9 protein-coding genes, 1 tRNA gene and 2 pseudogenes are annotated in these 18,148 nt (G+C 49.0%); 7 read left to right on the forward strand and 5 right to left on the reverse strand.

The annotated features are described in order from the left end of the window. Position 1 precedes the first annotated feature (1 nt). Complete coding sequence (locus ACCW76_RS17060) at positions 2 to 3,211, forward strand: hypothetical protein (protein ID WP_436339383.1); 3,210 nt, start codon at positions 2 to 4, stop codon at positions 3,209 to 3,211. Between the two features lie 121 nt (positions 3,212 to 3,332). On the opposite strand, the pseudogene ACCW76_RS17065 reads toward ACCW76_RS17060, so the two are convergent. Both ACCW76_RS17065 and ACCW76_RS17070 read right to left on the reverse strand, forming a co-directional pair. Then, positions 3,333 to 3,533 (reverse strand): annotated as a pseudogene (locus tag ACCW76_RS17065) (IS3 family transposase); the annotation flags it as partial. 91 nt (positions 3,534 to 3,624) lie between these two features. Further along, positions 3,625 to 7,140, reverse strand: coding sequence for an AAA domain-containing protein (locus tag ACCW76_RS17070; protein WP_436339385.1), 3,516 nt, complete (start codon positions 7,138 to 7,140; stop codon positions 3,625 to 3,627). Positions 7,141 to 7,509: 369 nt separating this feature from the next. Between ACCW76_RS17070 and hsdR the strand changes: the two genes are divergently transcribed. The 4 genes and pseudogenes from hsdR to ACCW76_RS17090 all read left to right on the forward strand — a co-directional run bounded on the left by hsdR (position 7,510) and on the right by ACCW76_RS17090 (position 14,350). Beyond that, positions 7,510 to 9,945, forward strand: coding sequence for an EcoAI/FtnUII family type I restriction enzme subunit R (hsdR, locus tag ACCW76_RS17075; RefSeq protein WP_436339387.1), 2,436 nt, complete (start codon positions 7,510 to 7,512; stop codon positions 9,943 to 9,945). 74 nt (positions 9,946 to 10,019) lie between these two features. Next, complete coding sequence (locus ACCW76_RS17080; protein ID WP_436339388.1) at positions 10,020 to 11,492, forward strand: N-6 DNA methylase; 1,473 nt, start codon at positions 10,020 to 10,022, stop codon at positions 11,490 to 11,492. Then, entirely contained in the window at positions 11,492 to 13,240 is a 1,749-nt protein-coding gene (locus tag ACCW76_RS17085; RefSeq protein ID WP_436339390.1) for a restriction endonuclease subunit S, read from the forward strand. Before ACCW76_RS17080 ends, ACCW76_RS17085 begins: the two co-directional genes overlap by 1 nt. Positions 13,241 to 13,250: 10 nt before the next feature. Then, positions 13,251 to 14,350: pseudogene (locus tag ACCW76_RS17090) on the forward strand (nuclease). 166 nt (positions 14,351 to 14,516) lie between these two features. Here the strand turns inward: ACCW76_RS17090 and ACCW76_RS17095 are convergent. Next, positions 14,517 to 14,593: transfer RNA gene (locus ACCW76_RS17095), tRNA-Arg, on the reverse strand. A 175-nt stretch (positions 14,594 to 14,768) separates the two neighbouring features. Beyond that, the gene (locus ACCW76_RS17100; RefSeq protein WP_436339392.1) at positions 14,769 to 15,272 is read right to left on the reverse strand and encodes a DUF1198 family protein; all 504 of its coding nucleotides are present in this window, start codon (positions 15,270 to 15,272) and stop codon (positions 14,769 to 14,771) included. Positions 15,273 to 15,448: 176 nt separating this feature from the next. Between ACCW76_RS17100 and folD the strand changes: the two genes are divergently transcribed. Continuing rightward, positions 15,449 to 16,315, forward strand: coding sequence for a bifunctional methylenetetrahydrofolate dehydrogenase/methenyltetrahydrofolate cyclohydrolase FolD (folD, locus tag ACCW76_RS17105; protein ID WP_436339394.1), 867 nt, complete (start codon positions 15,449 to 15,451; stop codon positions 16,313 to 16,315). Further along, complete coding sequence (gene ybcJ / locus ACCW76_RS17110; RefSeq protein ID WP_038648448.1) at positions 16,315 to 16,527, forward strand: ribosome-associated protein YbcJ; 213 nt, start codon at positions 16,315 to 16,317, stop codon at positions 16,525 to 16,527. Before folD ends, ybcJ begins: the two co-directional genes overlap by 1 nt. Before the next feature lie 173 nt (positions 16,528 to 16,700). Here the strand turns inward: ybcJ and cysS are convergent, their stop codons facing one another. Beyond that, the gene (gene cysS, locus ACCW76_RS17115; RefSeq protein WP_436339396.1) at positions 16,701 to 18,086 is read right to left on the reverse strand and encodes a cysteine--tRNA ligase; all 1,386 of its coding nucleotides are present in this window, start codon (positions 18,084 to 18,086) and stop codon (positions 16,701 to 16,703) included. Positions 18,087 to 18,148: the final 62 nt, after the last annotated feature.

The raw sequence follows: 18,148 nt of genomic DNA on the forward strand, positions 1-18,148 counted from the left end.
AATGACCGACATGACAGCTGAGCTGCAACAACGGATTTTTCATCAACCCCTGGAAGGGACTGAGTTGGAAGCAGTTAACAACTTGGTCAGGCAACATTCTGCTAATGCGGCGCTTACGCAGCAACTGGCGCTGGACGCTTCAAAGCTGATTTCCACCAGCCAGGAGCGACTGCAAAATCAGGCAAGCAGCGGTTTTTTTAAACGTTTTGCCAGCGCGATCACCGGCAAGAACAGTGAAAACCAGCTACAGAATCAATCTGATACATTGCAAATGCAGAAGTTTGCTTGGCATTATTTGATGCAATTGCAGCAGCAGAACATGCTCAATTCTCAAAGCATTGCCATTATTCGTAATAACCTGGGGACTATGAATGAATTTATTATTGAAACCCGGGATTTCCTTGAGCAGGCAATTGATAAAATTAATCGCAGATTGGTGCATGTAGAAAATAACACCCGTTTTAATAACTGGTCGTTATCTATCGAAGCGAATAAGCGTCGCTATAAATCTTATCCAGACACCATTCTGATATTAAGCCTGACCTATGATTTTATGTGCCGACACAAAGATGCTGAACTGGCGACAGCGGATATCAATTACCTGATCGTAACACTGGAAAAACTCGGCATAAACTGCGATGAAGAAGTACGTCTGCTGGATTTTATTATTGAGCTTATCGACCAGATCGAGATTGCCGGTATTGATCGCTACCGCTCGCTAATTGAACTTTCTTTGGATGAGCATCTAATTGATTCAAATTTCATCCAGTCCAATATCTCGGGAATCGGATTTAACGCCCTCTATTTCCTTTCTGATCAATACGAAAAGATAGTCTCGTTGATTGATGATGATGTGTTGTGCAACAGTGATGAGGCTCGCGAAAAACTCATTTCCAAATTGTTTGGCGAAACCTTTGCTGGCTTATCAACCATCTACAGTATTCGCGATCTGATTAGCGAAGTGATCGGCGGTAGTCTGGTGACTATCGATATTTTCAAGGATGTTAACGGGTTAAATGCCGTTGCGATTGAGGCTCCGCAGGCAGACGCCGCTGAGGCGTTAACGCTGGTTTCTGTGCTGCCCGATATTCGCCATCACAGTTTTCTGGATACCGCAGAGAGCGAAGAGAAAAAGCACCTTTATCTGTTGTTGCTGGCGCTAAGTATTGAGAATTCAGCATCGCTGAGTAAACAAGGGGCTGAGTTTTTGTCGCTGCTCGGCGAGAAAGCAGGCTGCCCGGCAGTGGCTGGAGAGATCGCCAGCCTGGCCGATAGCGCGCACAAGTTCCAGCAATTTCAGCCGGAGATGCTGGCGCTGCTAAGTGATGATAACGCGCGTTACAACTGGCTTTTCGATGTGTTTTTCCTGCTGGAGATCTGCGGCAAGACCATTGAAAACCCTCAGATGATGCGCCTACTTGGTGTGCTGAAACCTGCACAGTTTAAAGATAATTTTGCCGCTATGCTGACGCTGCTCCGCGAAAGTGATGAAACGCAGTTGATTACTAGCGCCGCGAAATTAAACGCACTAACGCAGGGCTGGAAAAATATCGTTCGCTACCGCGAACTGCAATTTAAAGAGCACTTCTCCGCCGCGATTAAACAGCTTTACGCCGCCGACCATGCCGCAACGATGCTGGGCTTTGAACTGATGAAAATAACAGACAAAGCATCCGACGTGGGCTTCTTTATGGGCTCATTTGAAGGTGACAGCTTCTTCGGCAAAATGGGATCAGCGGTCGGAAGCTCGGCCTATACGCTGGGACGCAAATCCTGCCTTTCTGGCCTAAATGATTTTCGTAAAAAAGCTAGCGAGTTTATCTCGACGAAAGGTACAGCATTGAGTACCGGCAACGCAATGACCTCACGCTGGGGTTTGCCAACGTTTGAATATGACGAGCACATCAGTTATTCCGATTATGAACTGGATAATTCCGCCGAAAACGAAGACTGGTACGATCAATTCAACGAATACCAGAACCAAATTGATAGCGTGTTAACCGCCTTTTCGAAAGCTTGTTCCGATGCGGCGGAGCAACTGGAACTCTTTTCCCTGGGTGATTTTGATAGTTCGGTTATTCGCATTAAACAGCAAAAGTACGCCGAGCGGTTGCAGCAGCAGGAGCAGGAAAAACGCAATAAGCAGTCGGTTACCGTCGTGAAAGCGGGACAAGAGTTCCGACTTAGCATTGACTGGCAGGATGTGGAGAAGCCGCCCTGCGATCCGGAAAACATCCGACATATCAAAACCGACGGCAAAGTATGGTTAATCGTTGATAACGAGGAATGTTTCTACCGCAGCGAGGATCGGCTGAACTGGCAGAGCGTGAATCCCGTTGCATCAGATGAAAGATGCTATGTAAATAAGATAATTATTGTTGAAGGTGTGTGGGTGATGTTCGTTGGCTCCGGCCCAGGGTTCCTCTATTCCCGCGATGCACTTAACTGGCAAAAAAGCCAGTTTCCGGATTTTCCCAATGCCTGGGACTACAGCGCCACCGAGGATTTGGTCTATTTTAATCATCGCTGGTTGTGGCGTTTTAAAGAGCGCAAAGAGTATCAATACAAGGATGAAGGCTTTTTCTTCGATTCAACGAAAACCTCGACCTACGATAAACCGCTGATTTTTTGTGCTGAAAATCCGGGCGCAGCATGGCAGCGCTATGACGAGTCGCCAAACTACAACGAAGGTATCGAGATAGAAAACCTTTGTGCGCTGCCGGGCGTGGATTGTCTCTTGGCATTTAGCAGATACGACAACTACTACACGTCGGTGAAAAAGCGGCCCAAATCAGAACCGATGATCGAATACCATGTGCCCGGTAAAAACTGGCGTAGCTGTACCTGGAATGGCGAGAAAGAGTTTTACAGCGACGTTCGGGTCACGCGAATGAATGACACGCTGATGTGTTTCTACTCCCGCTATCTGCTGACGTCCGATAAAGGCTACGAGTGGAAACGGCATGACAACGAAATGCGCGTCGCCGATTGTTTTCACCTCGATGGGATCAGCATGTTCCCATCCAGCTTTAACCGGCAGGTTATCTACCTGAGCAATAACGGTACGGATTTCAAAGAACTGATGATGGAAGAGGGAAACTGGCAGTATCTCGCAGCCAACGAACAGGGGTTATTGAGTGTCTATTCACCGAACTCTCACGAAACACTCCTTCGATTAGGGTCGTATATTTGGGCGCCCCAAAAGGAGTAACGCAGTCTCGCAACCTTGGCCAAACCTCATTATTTGCCCGTTACTCAAAGTATAACGGGCATCTTTGAGTTTTCTACAGGAATCATGGACTTGACCCCACGCCCATAGACAATTCCTGTCCTCACGACGAGGCCTGTTCGAAGGCCTCCGGGCTGACGCCACTCAGGTGACTGTGCCGCCGGGCCAAGTTCTAGAACACTTCAATGTAATCGAAGATATCGGCCCGGGCCAGGCCCCGGATTTTGTGGATACGTTTTCTGATTCGCTCTATTTTCAGTGAACTGAACAATGATTCAGCCACCGCATTATCCCGGCAGGAGCCATAAAGACATTCTCTGGACAGTTCATCTTGCGGCGAGCAATGGTCGGTTCTGCGCATTCTCGTTAGTTAACCTGGGAAAGACACTTGAGAATTACAACTGACGTTGTTCCAGGCTGGAATAAATCGTTTTAATTTCGATTTTTAAACTTTCACCACGATATACCATCGACGTATCGTATCGTTGATACTTCTCATCGCGCGTAGCGCTAAACCAGTTAAAGGAACCGACGCAGAGCAGTCCCTCATCACCAATCACAATCTTACTGTGAACACGGTTAACCAGCTTCGTTGTGATGCCCATTTCATTCAACCTTTCCACTGCTTCATTTAGGCGCTGATGTTTCTCTTTGCGCTTTTCAAAATCTACATGCTCTGTATTAGACGTTTTATCCGTTACTACAGTGATATTAACACCACGGGCGCGCGCCTGAGACATCGATGCCAGAAAACCTGTCTGTTCCAGCTTTTGCCAGGTGAGCCACGGGGAAACGATAGTAATGCTCTGATTAATGGCGTCAAAAGTCTGATTCAGAAACGCATCATGTTGCTCCACCCCGTGTAGGGTTGAAATCTGCGTTTGTGAGGTACTTAAATCCTGGCGCTCCTGAAACTCAAACTGCAATCTATTGCCATTGGAAGCAAACAGGTATTTAGCCAGCAATCCCCGAGGTGACGATCCAGGCTGGATCTCAAACAGATCCATATCACCAAAGACCAGGAAGCTGTCTTTAGCTCGTGAAACGGCGACGTTCAGCATGCTACTGTCGCTGTCAATAAAACTGCCATCTTCATGTTTCGAATATACAGGAGAGAAAAGCACAATCGCCCTTTCCGCCCCCTGCAATGAATGGACAGTACCAACTGTCAGCGAATTTTCATCGCCGCTACAATTAATATCCAGCTTACGTAATGATGACTTTATCGCATTGACCTGCGCCGAAAATGGGGTAACAACCCCCACTACTTTATGTAGAGGTTCGCCATAATGACGCTCGATTTCCTCTTTGTGCGATGCAAGCCATGCCGCTATCGTCTTCGCTTCAAAGTCGTTATAGCGACTTCCCCCACTTGCCTGCATACCTTTACCATCGATATGCAAATATCCCATTGCAGGAAATATTGTCTCTTTTTCTTCCCCTCGTTTGGGCTGCAACTTACCGTGATAGCAGAGGGTGTTACAGTAACTAATGATGTTATCGAAGCAACGACGGTGTTCATAAAGGTACATCCCTCTCGCCAGATCCGGATCGTACTGGTAGCGAGAATTAAACTGTGCAACCTTCATAACGCTGCCAGATGCAGCACTTTTTCCAGAGTCACACATCAGTGCATAAGCTTCAGTAAGTTCTTCCTGCGTACCTCCCGGAAGAATGTTCTCCTCAACCATATTGCCGATATCAATACCGGGCAAGCTATTCCAGATAGGCGCAATCTGATCTGTGTCACCAATCACCAGGGCTTTCTTAGCCAGTGCGAAAGAAGCTGCCGCAACCTCAGGCAACACCTGCCCCGCTTCATCGACAATCAGCAAATCGGCAAAGTTAAATAAATAGCCATCATCAAACTTCTTGCCGCCAACATGCTCCCTGATGAGCATGTGGTGAGGAAGCATAAAGCAGGTCATCACAACACAAGGGGTGAGCTTCATTCTACGCAACCAGCGGGCTTTAATGGCCTTCGCCCCTTTGAGACCTTTTTCTTTTTGAAGGTTCTCAATAGCAGCCATATCCATCAGCCACCGACCTTCCCAATAATGCGTCGCCAGCAAAAATGCTGGGAATCGGAGCTGTGTATCGGCAAGCTCATCGGCTTCTCTCAGACTCAACTCTGCTTCACCCAGATTTCCCAGTGAGTGAGTAATCTCGCGCCAGCGTATTGCAGCTTCACTTTCACGTCGGAAAATGTCCTCAGCAAGATCAATTTGCTGCTGATACTCGGCCTGTTCTTTAAGCGCTTGTGTAATTAGGCCATCGATAAAGGAATCAATTCCATCAGGCAGAGGTCCTAGGAACGCTGTCATTCTTTCACCAAACGCTGCCTCCAAAAATAGATTCATTAGATAATGACGCTTAGTACGAACGGCGGGAAGCCAGGAGAAGAGAGCGAACATGATCGACTCACCGGCTCGATATTGCTCCCACTGTTTTTTGCCCTGTGTTAATAGCGAGATTTCATTTTTGCTATTGAACAATAACGTACTCTTATCCTGAATATACTGTTCGAAATCGTCGCTGATGGCACGCCGCTCCCGACGGATTGCATTCAGGTTGTCCCACGCTGGTTCGATTTGCTTAAGCTCTGCAGAGAGCTCAACTAAACGCTGATGCAAGAGATCCACAACATATTCAGGAGAACGGCATTCCTCAGTTGGGAATGCTACTCTTGCCTTTTCCAGGAAAAAGCACTGGGCATCTTCTACATATTCAAGAGACTCAACACGGTTAAAGAAATCCTTCGTCTGGTATTTTTTTGCTGCCTCGGCTTTTCGGCTTGAAGAAGGGAAGTAAGCGCCAAAGCTTTTTACATCAGGTAACCAACGTCCGGCCATAGGCCCGGTGCCGGTAGCAAAATCTTTTCCGAAGGCCTCAATGATGTTGGTAACGGCCTGGTTGTTGGTTGATGTCGCAATCACCACTGGGGGTTCAGTTTTGTTTAAAGCCGCTCTCGCCCACTCCGTAGCAATGATGGAAAGTACCAGGGTAGTTTTTCCTGTTCCCGGAGGACCGTTCACAGCAAGAATATCGCCCGGCTGTTGAGTGAGATAATGGCTAAGAGCATCGCGCTGCGCCACAGCCAGCGGAAATTTATCACCTGAATGCCCCAGACGCTCACTGAACATGGCATTACTGGCAAGGAGCGGCTCAATAGGAGACTTCTCTTTTGAGGCAAAGCTCGCCAGCAATGGCACCTCTTTTTTGCACGACAGCAGATGATCGTACATAGGCAGGATATGGATGCTGGCCCCTCCAGACTGGTTGGCTTTAATAATGTAGCCATATCCAGCTGGTTCATATTGCTCAGGTGATGCGAGCCATCTGCCAGAAACATTTTTTAAAAGTTCATCAGTGTCTTTAAGGTACTTTTGCCACAGCTGATGATAACGAGCATATCGTTCCACTCGTTGTTCATCAGTCTCCTCACGCAGCTCATCCTCATTACTGGGACCAAAAGTGATTGAATCATGCGTGGTTTTGTACTTGTCATATTCCGCCATCTCACCAATAGAAAAGGTACCTTTAGGGAGAGGTTCGAGCAGGTCACGGGGAATGGTGGCAGGAGATGTAGGGAATAAAAAGCCTTCGCGGTTCAATAGTGCGGAAGTCACCAGAGGCGTAACTATACCTGGTGCACCTGCCGTACGTTCCTTGCCATGCTTTAACTGGCGGATCCATACTTGTGGCCGTAGTAATACTTCAACAGTCTTAACTTGATCGTCTTCGCCCTCGAAAAACGATTGCACGATCTCTTCACCCAGCCTTCCCTGATCGACATTCATCCATCGCGTGAATGAATCTTCATCTTTATGCTCAAATGCCCCTTTTCCAGACTCGGCATCAGCTAAGGTATTACGCCAGTATGAAGTGAATCCTTGAGTATTGCTGTCCATTCCCCATCCCGTCACTTAAAAAACTATTGATTTCGTTGATATAAAATCCTCATGGTTAAACATTGTCCACGATGCGAGTGCGATCGCAAGGATTTGTTTGTGTTGGGAGGAATATCAAATTGCCTTGTGCCCTGATTCACGCAGCGTTCTATTCCAACGGTCAGAAACGCCGTATGGCCTGGCCTGTATTCGAGCGGCTTCGTGAAATTTGGGAGAGGGTAGGTTAACCATAAGCTGGTTTATCGATGCAGTTCTCGCCAGCTAAAACATATCATACTAGTAGCTAACCAAAACATCTTTTCAGTCTATTACGTATCTCACTAATCTGTGTAAAATCAGAGCTAACCCAATATCGTGGAGTGTTCTGCTATGGCTGGCGTAAACAAAACTTATCTGACTGAAACGGACATCATCACCAAATTCATCCTTCCAGCAATCAAAGAGGCTGGCTGGGATGTCATGTCACAGATCCGCCAGGAAGTGAAACTCCGCGATGGCAAAGTGGTGGTGCGCGGTAAACTGGCCGCACGTCTGACAGTGAAATCAGCGGATATTGTGCTTTACCACAAGCCGGGATTACCTCTTGCAGTTATAGAGGCTAAAGCTAATAAGCATGAGATCGGCAAGGGGATGCAGCAGGGCCTGGATTACGCTCGCCTGCTCGACGTGCCTTTTATCTTTGCTTCTAATGGTGATGGTTTTATTTTCCACGACAAAACGAACCCCGCACAGCTTGAATCAGAAATCACACTCAACGATTTCCCAACACCGGAACAGCTGTGGAGTAAATACTGTGTCTGGAAAGGTTTCACCGCCGAGCAGTTGCCTGTCATCAGCCAAGACTATTACGACGACGATACCGGGAAATCCCCGCGTTACTATCAGCTCCAGGCGATTAACAAAACGGTAGAAGCTGTTTCTGCGGGACAAAAGCGACTGTTATTAGTCATGGCGACCGGCACCGGGAAAACCTATACCGCGTTCCAGATTATCTGGCGTCTATGGAAAGCAAAAAATAAGCAACGCATCCTGTTTCTTGCTGACCGCAATATCCTTGTTGATCAAACTAAAACTAATGACTTCGTGCCCTTTGGCAGCGCGATGGCAAAAGTGACGGGTAGAACGATTGATCCAGCCTATGAAATTCAGTTAGCACTTTATCAGGCGATTACTGGTCCGGAAGAACATCAAAAAGCGTTTAAGCAGGTTGCCCCTGATTTCTTTGATCTGATTGTAATTGACGAATGCCATCGCGGCAGTGCGTCAGAAGACAGCGCTTGGCGTGAAATTCTCGAATACTTCAGCAGCGCCACACAAATTGGCCTGACCGCCACGCCGAAAGAAACTGATGAAGTCTCCAGCACCGACTACTTTGGCGAGCCGGTTTACACCTATTCGCTTAAAGAAGGCATCGAAGATGGCTTCCTCGCACCGTATAAAGTGGTGCGAGTGGATATCGATGTCGACTTACAGGGCTGGCGGCCCACAAAAGGACAGGTTGATAAACGTGGTGAACTGATTGATGACCGTATTTATAACCAGAAAGATTTTGACCGAACGATGGTCATTGATGAGCGCACCTGGCTTGTGGCGCAAACCATCACTGACTATCTCAAACGCACCAACCCGATGGATAAAACCATCGTCTTCTGCAACGACATCGATCACGCAGAACGTATGCGCCGTGCGTTGGTCAACCTCAATCCTGAGCAGGTGAAAAAGAACGAAAAGTATGTGATGAAAATCACCGGTGACGACGACATCGGCAAAGGACAGCTCGATAACTTCATCAACCCGAAGAAAGCCTATCCCGTAATAGCAACCACCTCAGAGCTGATGAGTACCGGTGTGGACGCACAAACCTGCAAATTGGTGGTGCTGGATCAGAACATTCAGTCGATGACCAAGTTCAAACAAATCATCGGGCGCGGCACGCGCATTAATGAGAGGTTCGGTAAGCTGTGGTTCACTATTCTCGACTTCAAAAAAGCGACTGAATTGTTTGCCGACGAACGCTTTGATGGCGTGCCAGAAAAAGTGATCCGCACCACGCCGGAAGAGATTACCGATCCAGATTCTGATTTCGAAGACCAACTTGAAGATGAAACATCCGAGCAAGAGTCATCTGATTTGGTTGATAGTTTCGCAGAGACAGCTGCAACCTATGATCCAACTTCAGGTAACGGCAATGAGACTTTTGAAGAAGACGATGAAAACAAGATCCGTAAGTTTCACGTTAACGGTGTCAGCGTAAAAGTGCTGGCTAAACGCGTTCAGTATTACGATGCCGACGGCAAGCTGGTCACTGAATCCTTCCAGGACTACACCCGCAAAACGTTACTTAAAGATAAAGACTACGCATCGCTTGATGACTTCATCCGTAAATGGCACTCTGCGGACCGCAAAAAGGTCATCATTGATGAACTTGAGCAGCTGGGAGTGCTTTGGAATGTGCTGGCAGAAGAAGTGGGCAAAGATCTCGATCCGTTCGATCTGCTGTGCCATGTGGTTTACGGCCAAAAACCGCTGACGCGTAGAGAACGCGCCGACAACGTTCGCAAGCGTAACTATTTCACTAAATACTCCGAGCCTGCGCAAAACGTATTGAATACGCTGCTTGATAAATACGCCGATGATGGTGTGCAGGAAATCGAGGACATCCAAGTGTTGAAGTTGAAACCGTTCGACTCGCTTGGTCGCCCACTGGAAATTATTAAAAGCAGCTTTGGTAGCAAACAGGCTTACGAAAACGCGGTAAACGAGCTGGAAAGCGAAATCTATCAGTTACCGCCACGCTCAGCCTGATAACCAAATCCCCTATTCTGCCATCGGGTGCTCACACATCCGGTGGCATCCTTTTTTAAGAATGGAAAGAAAACATGTCGATTAGCTCAGTTATTAAATCCCTTCAGGACATTATGCGTAAAGACGCAGGTGTTGACGGCGATGCCCAGCGTCTCGGACAGCTTTCGTGGCTGCTGTTTCTGAAGATTTTTGATACCCAAGAAGAAGAGCTGGAACTGGAGCAGGATGACTATCAGCTTCCAATTCCAGAGCGCTATTTATGGCGTACCTGGGCGGCTAATAGTGAAGGCATTACTGGTGATGCCCTGCAGGAATTCGTCAACGACGATCTGTTCCCAAAGTTAAAAAACCTCATCGCGCCAATCGATAAGAACCCGCGTGGTTTTGTGGTCAAACAAGCCTTCAGCGACGCCTATAACTACATGAAAAACGGCACGCTGTTGCGTCAGGTGATCAACAAGCTCAATGAGATCGACTTTAGCAGCAGTCAGGAACGTCACCTGTTTGGCGATATCTACGAGCAAATCCTGCGCGACCTGCAAAGTGCCGGGAATGCAGGGGAATTTTACACGCCGCGTGCAGTGACGCGCTTTATGGTCAACCGCATTGACCCGAAACTGGGCGAATCGATCATGGACCCGGCGTGTGGTACCGGCGGCTTCCTTGCGTGCTCGTTTGACCACGTAAAAGAGCACTACGTCAAAACCACCGAAGACCGCAAAACGCTTCAAAAGCAAATCCACGGCGTAGAAAAAAAACAGCTGCCGCACCTGCTGTGTACCACCAATATGCTGCTGCACGGTATTGAGGTGCCGGTGCAAATCCGCCATGACAACACGCTTATTAAACCGCTTTCCTCGTGGGATGAACAGATCGATGTCATTGTCACTAACCCACCCTTTGGCGGCACCGAAGAAGACGGCATTGAGAAGAACTTCCCGGCAGAGATGCAGACCCGTGAAACCGCCGATCTTTTCCTGCAACTGATTATCGAAGTGCTGGCCGACAAAGGCCGTGCAGCAGTGGTATTGCCGGACGGTACGCTGTTTGGTGAAGGTGTAAAAACCAAAATCAAGAAACTGCTCACCGAAGAGTGCAACCTGCACACCATCGTGCGGTTACCGAACGGCGTGTTTAATCCCTACACCGGCATTAAAACCAATATTCTGTTCTTCACCAAAGGCCAGCCGACCAAAGAGATCTGGTTCTACGAGCATCCGTACCCGGACGGCGTGAAGAACTACAGCAAAACCAAGCCGATGAAGTTTGAAGAATTCCAGACCGAAATCGACTGGTGGGGTAACGAAGCCGATGGTTTTGCCAGCCGTGAAGAGAACAATCAGGCGTGGAAAGTCAGCATCGATGACATTATCGCCCGCAGCTTCAATCTCGATATCAAGAATCCGTACCAAGGCGAAACCGTCAGCCACGATCCAGATGAGCTGCTGGCGCAGTACCAGACGCAGCAGGCGGAAATCAGCGAGCTGCGCAACCAGCTGCGCGATATTCTGGGTGCCGCTCTGGCAGGCAATAAGGGGACGAACTGATGACCGTTGAGAAACTAATTACCGACCATCTCGATATTTGGTCCTCTGCCCTGCAAACTCGCTCCACCGCCGGTCGTGGCAGCAATGGCAAAATCGACCTCTATGGCATTAAGAAACTGCGCGAGTTGATTCTGGAGCTGGCAGTGCGCGGCAAACTGGTACCGCAGGACCCGAATGATGAACCGGCTTCTGAGTTACTGAAGCGTATTGCTGCTGAGAAAGCGGAACTGGTAAAGCAGGGAAAAATTAAAAAGCAGAAGCCGCTTCCTGAGATTAGCGAGGATGAGAAGCCGTTTGAATTGCCGGTGGGTTGGGAGTGGGAAAAATTAGGCAACATATGCTCGAAACTAACAGATGGGTCACACAATCCTCCAAAAGATAATGGCTCAGGTTATCCTATGCTCAGTAGTCAGAATATCCAGAATGGATTGATAGATTTCGATAATCCTTCTCGCTATGTCTGTGAAGATGACTTCATTAAAGAAAATGGACGAACACTAGTTAAAAAAGATGATATTTTGTTAACTATAGTTGGCTCATTGGGACGTAGTGCTGTAGTCAACGACAATACCAAATTTGCCCTGCAAAGAAGTGTTGCTGTTTTAACCAGTGGATTATATTCAAGTTATTTGTCAGATTATTTTAAATCAATGACAGCACAGTTTTATTTTATCGAAAATGGGAAAGGTACAGCACAAAAAGGTATATATCTCGGACAGCTTTCTCAGATGCTTGTCCCTGTGCCTTCATTGGCTGAACAAAAGAGAATAGTTTATAAGATTCTGGAGTTCATGTCCCTCTGCGACCAACTGGAACAGCAATCCCTGACCAGTTTAGAAGCGCATCAGCAATTGGTGGAAACCCTGCTGGCAACGCTGACCGATAGCCAAAATGCCGAAGAACTCGCCGAAAACTGGGCGCGAATCAGCCAGCACTTCGACACGCTATTTAACACCGAAGCGAGTATCGAGGCGCTTAAGCAAACCATTCTGCAACTGGCTGTGATGGGCAAACTGGTACCGCAAGATCCTAATGACGAACCGGCTTCTGAACTGCTTAAACGTATTGAGCAGGAAAAAGCACAACTGATGAAAGAAGGCAAAATTAAAAAACAAAAACCGTTGCCGCCTGTAAATGATGAGGAAAAACCATTTGAATTACCGGAGGGATGGGAGTGGTGTAAGTTACAAAACATCACGTCAAAAATAACTGATGGTGATCATAAAACCCCACCGAGAATTACTTACGGTTATAAATTACTGTCGGCTAAAAATGTTCGAGATGGGTATATTGATTATGATAACTGCGACTATATTTCTGAAGAGGATTATCTTAAATCAAGACAGCGGTGCCTTCCTGAGATCGGTGATCTTTTAATTGTATCTGTTGGCGGAACAATTGGCCGTAGTTCTTTAATAAAAGAGAGTGCTAACTTTGCATTAGTTAGAAGTGTAGCAATTATAAAACCATTGTTGTTTAATTCTAACTATCTTAAGTTTTCAATGGACTCATTTTTATTGCAAAAAATCATCAATGAAACTAAACGGGGGGGAGCACAACCTTGTTTGTATCTTTCTGAAATATCGAATTTTCTTTTCCCTATGCCTCCAGAAAAAGAACAGAAGCGAATAGTTTCAAAAATAGAACACCTTTCTTCAATTTGCGATCGCCTTAAATCCCGCCTGCAATCCGCCCAACAAACCCAGCTTCACCTGGCGGATGCGCTCACTGACACAGCATTAAACTAAGGAACAGGCGGTGCCGGTTCACCATGCTATCTGGCGGGTTGGGGAGGATCCCCAACCGCTGACCATCAGCAAACTCGCTAGTGAGCAACTGCTGTAGAGAATGATTATAAACGACCCGACGATCCTCTCCGATCAGTGGATGATTATCGGCCATCAGGAAAATACGCTCGATAAAGGGCGTATCGACCTGCTGGCCATTGCGCCGGATGCGTCGCTGATCCTGATTGAGCTTAAACGCGACCGCACGCCGCGTGAAGTAGTCGCACAGGCGCTGGATTATGCCTCCTGGGTGGATACTTAACTGCCGATCGTCTGTCTAACATTTACGAAAAATTCTCCAATGGCGGTAATTTGGGTGACGCGTTTAAACAGCGTTTTAATATCGAACTGGAAGAAGAATCGCTCAACCAGTCACATCAAATCATTATTGTCGCAGCGGAACTGGACCCGTCCACCGAGCGCATCGTCGACTATCTGAATAAAAACGGCATCTCGATTAACGTGCTGTTTTTCCAGGTATTCCAGCATGGTGATGAACAGTTCCTAAGTCGTGCCTGGCTTATCGACCCAAGCGAAACGCAAACCAATGCTGCACAAGCTACGGCTACCAGTGCCAGCACAAAAGAACCTTGGAACGGCGAGTTTTACGTCTCGTTTGGCGATGCAAACAGTCGCGTCTGGGAAGAAGCACGCCGTTACGGTTTTATCAGCGCAGGCGGTGGTAGCTGGTACAGCCAAACTTTAAAACAGCTCCAGCCGGGTGATCGTGTCTGGGTAAACATTCCTAAAACAGGTTATGTGGGCGTGGGTTTGGTACAAAGCGCCATTGAGCCGGCCAGCAGCTTTATGGTTAACACTGACAATGGCGATAAGCTCGCAATGGACGTGCTCAAATTTGGTGATTGGTATCGAGACAACGCCGATGATCCCGATAAATCAGAATATTTTATCTCAGTTAAATGGCTTGAAACCCGCAGCGAACAAGAAGCGGTGAGCGAAGTCGGCTTCTTCGGTAATCAGAATACTGTATGCAGACCAACTGCACCGAGGTGGCGTCATACCATCGAGAAGTTGAAGCGATATTTCGGAAATTGGAACGCCGAATTGTAATTCGCGGAAATAGTTTTCCCTAACATGTTCCCGCAAAGGTCACAGACACCTATTGATTTGGGTTGAACTGAGTAGACTTGGGTTGAGCTCGCGACAGAAAAATCCAGCTATATCAAAGAGTATAAAGCAAAGAAAGAGAGTTCAGTAGAAGTGTATTGACTTGAAATGGCACGCCCTACAGGATTCGAACCTGTGACCTACGGCTTAGAAGGCCGGTGCTCTATCCAGCTGAGCTAAGGGCGCATAGTGGTTGCGTCGGATTATACGTTTGCACGCTCTCGCGTCAACGTTTTTGCCGCCCTGCGGCTCCAGAGTGTTGAATCATTGAACAATTCCTCCTCAAGACCGAGCAGTACGCCCCACGTCGCGCGCCATCCGCCCTCAATGCCCATGCTCATATCCAACAATCCCCCGCCCATCAATGCCGCTTACGCCACTCGCTCATCGACACCAGATTACTCACCTCGCCAGCCTCCCCTTCCAGCTCGATCCCCTGCTGCGTAAACCGCGCATTATACTGCTCACGCAACGCATGCAGCTCCGCACTCTCCGGCTCCAGCTGTCGCAAAAAACCCAACGCTAACAACAGCTGCTGCCGCGAAATCAGCCCCGAAAACCCAGCTTTAGTCAGAATCCCGTGCCAGCGCACCGCGTTCTCGTCGCTACCATCGACAATCAACACCTGCCAGATCAGCATCACCGCTGCGCCGTTAGCCAGATGGGTTTCATTATCGCCCGCGATGTAATCGGTGAACTCTTTGGCCGCATCCTTACCCATTAGCGACAGCATCGATTCGATATGCACCGGCGGCAGTTGCAGCCTTTTACTCAGCCCTTGCGCAGCATGGCGCGAACCGGCCGTCAGTAGTTGAAACCCTACAACAAACACCACCGCCAGCGTGGCGAGTATTAACCAAATCATCACGGCATCCACATAATTTCCTGAGGGACATAATACGCGCTAAGGCGGTCTCACGTCACTGCGGAAAGTCGTGAAACGCACAGGCGAAATGAATCTCTACCTGACAGCCGGACGCGCTTCTGACAGAATAGGCGCCAATCCCCGATTTAACTTTCTACAGATGGATTTCCTCTCTGATGGCAGCAAAAATTATTGACGGTAAAACGATTGCGCAGCAGGTGCGCCTTGAGGTTGCCGAAAAAGTACAGCAGCGTCTGGCAGCCGGTAAACGTGCACCAGGTTTGGCAGTGGTGCTGGTGGGTGAGAACCCCGCTTCGCAGATCTATGTCGCCAGCAAACGTCGCGCCTGTGATGAAGTGGGCTTTATCTCCCGCTCTTACGATCTGCCTGCGACCACCAGCGAAGCCGAACTGCTGGAACTGATCGATACGCTGAACAATGACAGCGACATCGACGGCATTCTGGTTCAGCTGCCGCTGCCAGCCGGCATCGATAATGTGAAAGTGCTGGAACGTATCGTGCCGGACAAAGATGTCGATGGCTTCCATCCCTACAACATCGGTCGTCTGTGCCAGCGTGCACCGAAGCTGCGTCCTTGTACGCCGCGCGGTATCGTCACGCTGCTGGAGCGCTACAATATCGATACCTACGGCCTGAACGCCGTGGTGGTTGGCGCATCCAATATCGTCGGTCGTCCGATGAGCATGGAGCTGCTGCTGGCGGGCTGCACCACTACCGTCACGCACCGTTTCACCAAAGATCTGCGTCATCACGTTGAGCACGCCGATTTACTGGTGGTGGCGGTCGGTAAACCGGGCTTTATTCCGGGTGACTGGATCAAGCCAGGCGCGGTGGTGATTGATGTTGGCATCAATCGTCTGGAGAGCGGTAAAGTAGTGGGCGATGTAGATTTCGCGAGCGCGTCTGAACGTGCGTCTTATATCACCCCGGTTCCCGGTGGCGTCGGTCCGATGACCGTTGCGACCCTGATTCAAAATACATTAGTCGCGTGCGAAGAGTATCACGACGTGGAGGAGGCATAATGGCCAGTTTTTCTTTGGGCGAACATGCTCACGTTGATTTGTGTGACCTGCTGAAACTTGAAGGTTGGGTACAGAGCGGTGCGCAGGCAAAAGTCGCCATCGCGGATGGCGAAGTGCGCGTGGATGGCGCAGTCGAGACGCGTAAGCGCTGCAAGATTGTGGCAGGCCAGAACGTTGAGTTCGCCGGTTTTAAAATTACCGTAGTAGCTTAAGCATTCAGGCAAATAAAAAGGGGCGAACTGCGGTTCGCCCCTTTTTTTTATTCTGCGGCCGGTAAGTCCAGGTACACATAAATGCGTACCCTACAATTTCGGTCAGAGTGCCGATGGAAGCGCACCGTAAAATCTGTAGCATCCAGGTGCCGATAAAAGCACACCCGAAGAGATTACTTACGACGCCAGCTCGACCCCTGCGGACCGTCTTCCACAATCACGCCCAGCTCATTCAGCTTGTCACGCGCAACATCGGCCTGTGCCCAATCTTTTGCGGCACGCGCATCAGAACGCGCTTTGACCCAATGCTCGATTTCCGCCACTTCGTCATCATTCACCTGCGCACTGCTCTGCAGGAACTGCTCTGGATCCTGTTGCAGGATGCCGAGCACGTTCGCCAGCTGACGCAGTTTCGCGGCCAGCCCATCAGAGGCGGCTTTGTCTTCGGTTTTCAGGCGATTCACTTCACGCGCCATGTCGAAGAACACCGAGTAGGCTTCCGGCGTGTTGAAGTCGTCATCCATCGCGGTGCGGAAGCGCGCTTCGAACTCTTCGCCGCCTGCTGGCGTGGCGCTGCCATCGGTGTGACGCAGTGCGGTGTAAAGACGTTCCAGCGCCGCACGAGCCTGATTGAGGTTATCTTCGCCGTAGTTAAGCTGGCTGCGATAGTGGCCCGACATCAGGAAGTAACGCACGGTTTCCGCATCGTAATGCGCCAGTACGTCACGCACGGTGAAGAAGTTGCCGAGCGATTTCGACATCTTCTCGCGGTCGATCATTACCATGCCGGAGTGCATCCAGTAATTGACGTAATCGCCGTCGTGCGCACAGGTTGACTGCGCCACTTCGTTTTCATGGTGCGGGAACATCAGATCCGATCCGCCGCCGTGAATATCGAAGTGGGTGCCCAGCTGTTTGCAGTTCATCGCGGAACACTCGATGTGCCAACCTGGACGACCGTTGCCCCACGGCGAATTCCAGGCTGGCTCATCCGGCTTGGACATTTTCCACAACACAAAGTCCATCGGGTTGCGTTTGATTTCGGTGATTTCAACGCGCGCGCCCGCCTGCAGCTGAGTCAGATCCTGACGCGACAGCACGCCATACCCTTTATCACTCAGCACATCGAACATCACATCGCCGTTATCCGCCACATAAGCGTGTTTGCGTTCGATCAAACGCTCAACCAGTTCGATGATTTCAGCGATATGGCGCGTGGCACGCGGCTCCAGATCCGGCGGCAGAATGCCCAGCGCGTCAAAATCTTTGTGCATTTCGGCGATCATACGGTTAGTCAGCGTTTCAATGCTCTCACCGTTTTCGTTGGCGCGTTTGATGATCTTGTCATCAATATCGGTGATGTTACGCACATACTTGAGCTGATAGCCCACATAGCGCAGATAACGTGACACCACATCAAATGCAACGAAGGTACGCCCATGACCGATATGACAGAGGTCGTAAACCGTAATTCCACAGACATACATGCCGATCTGACCAGCGTGGATCGGTTTAAATTCCTCTTTCTGACGGCTCAGGGTGTTATAGATCTTCAGCATTGAACGATTCCGTTATTAACGTTTGCGGGATACGCCTTTCCAGCGTAGCTGGATATTGTGCC

The organism is Pantoea sp. C8B4, assembly GCF_051336905.1.
GTDB classification, from domain to species: Bacteria; Pseudomonadota; Gammaproteobacteria; order Enterobacterales; family Enterobacteriaceae; genus Pantoea; species Pantoea rwandensis_B.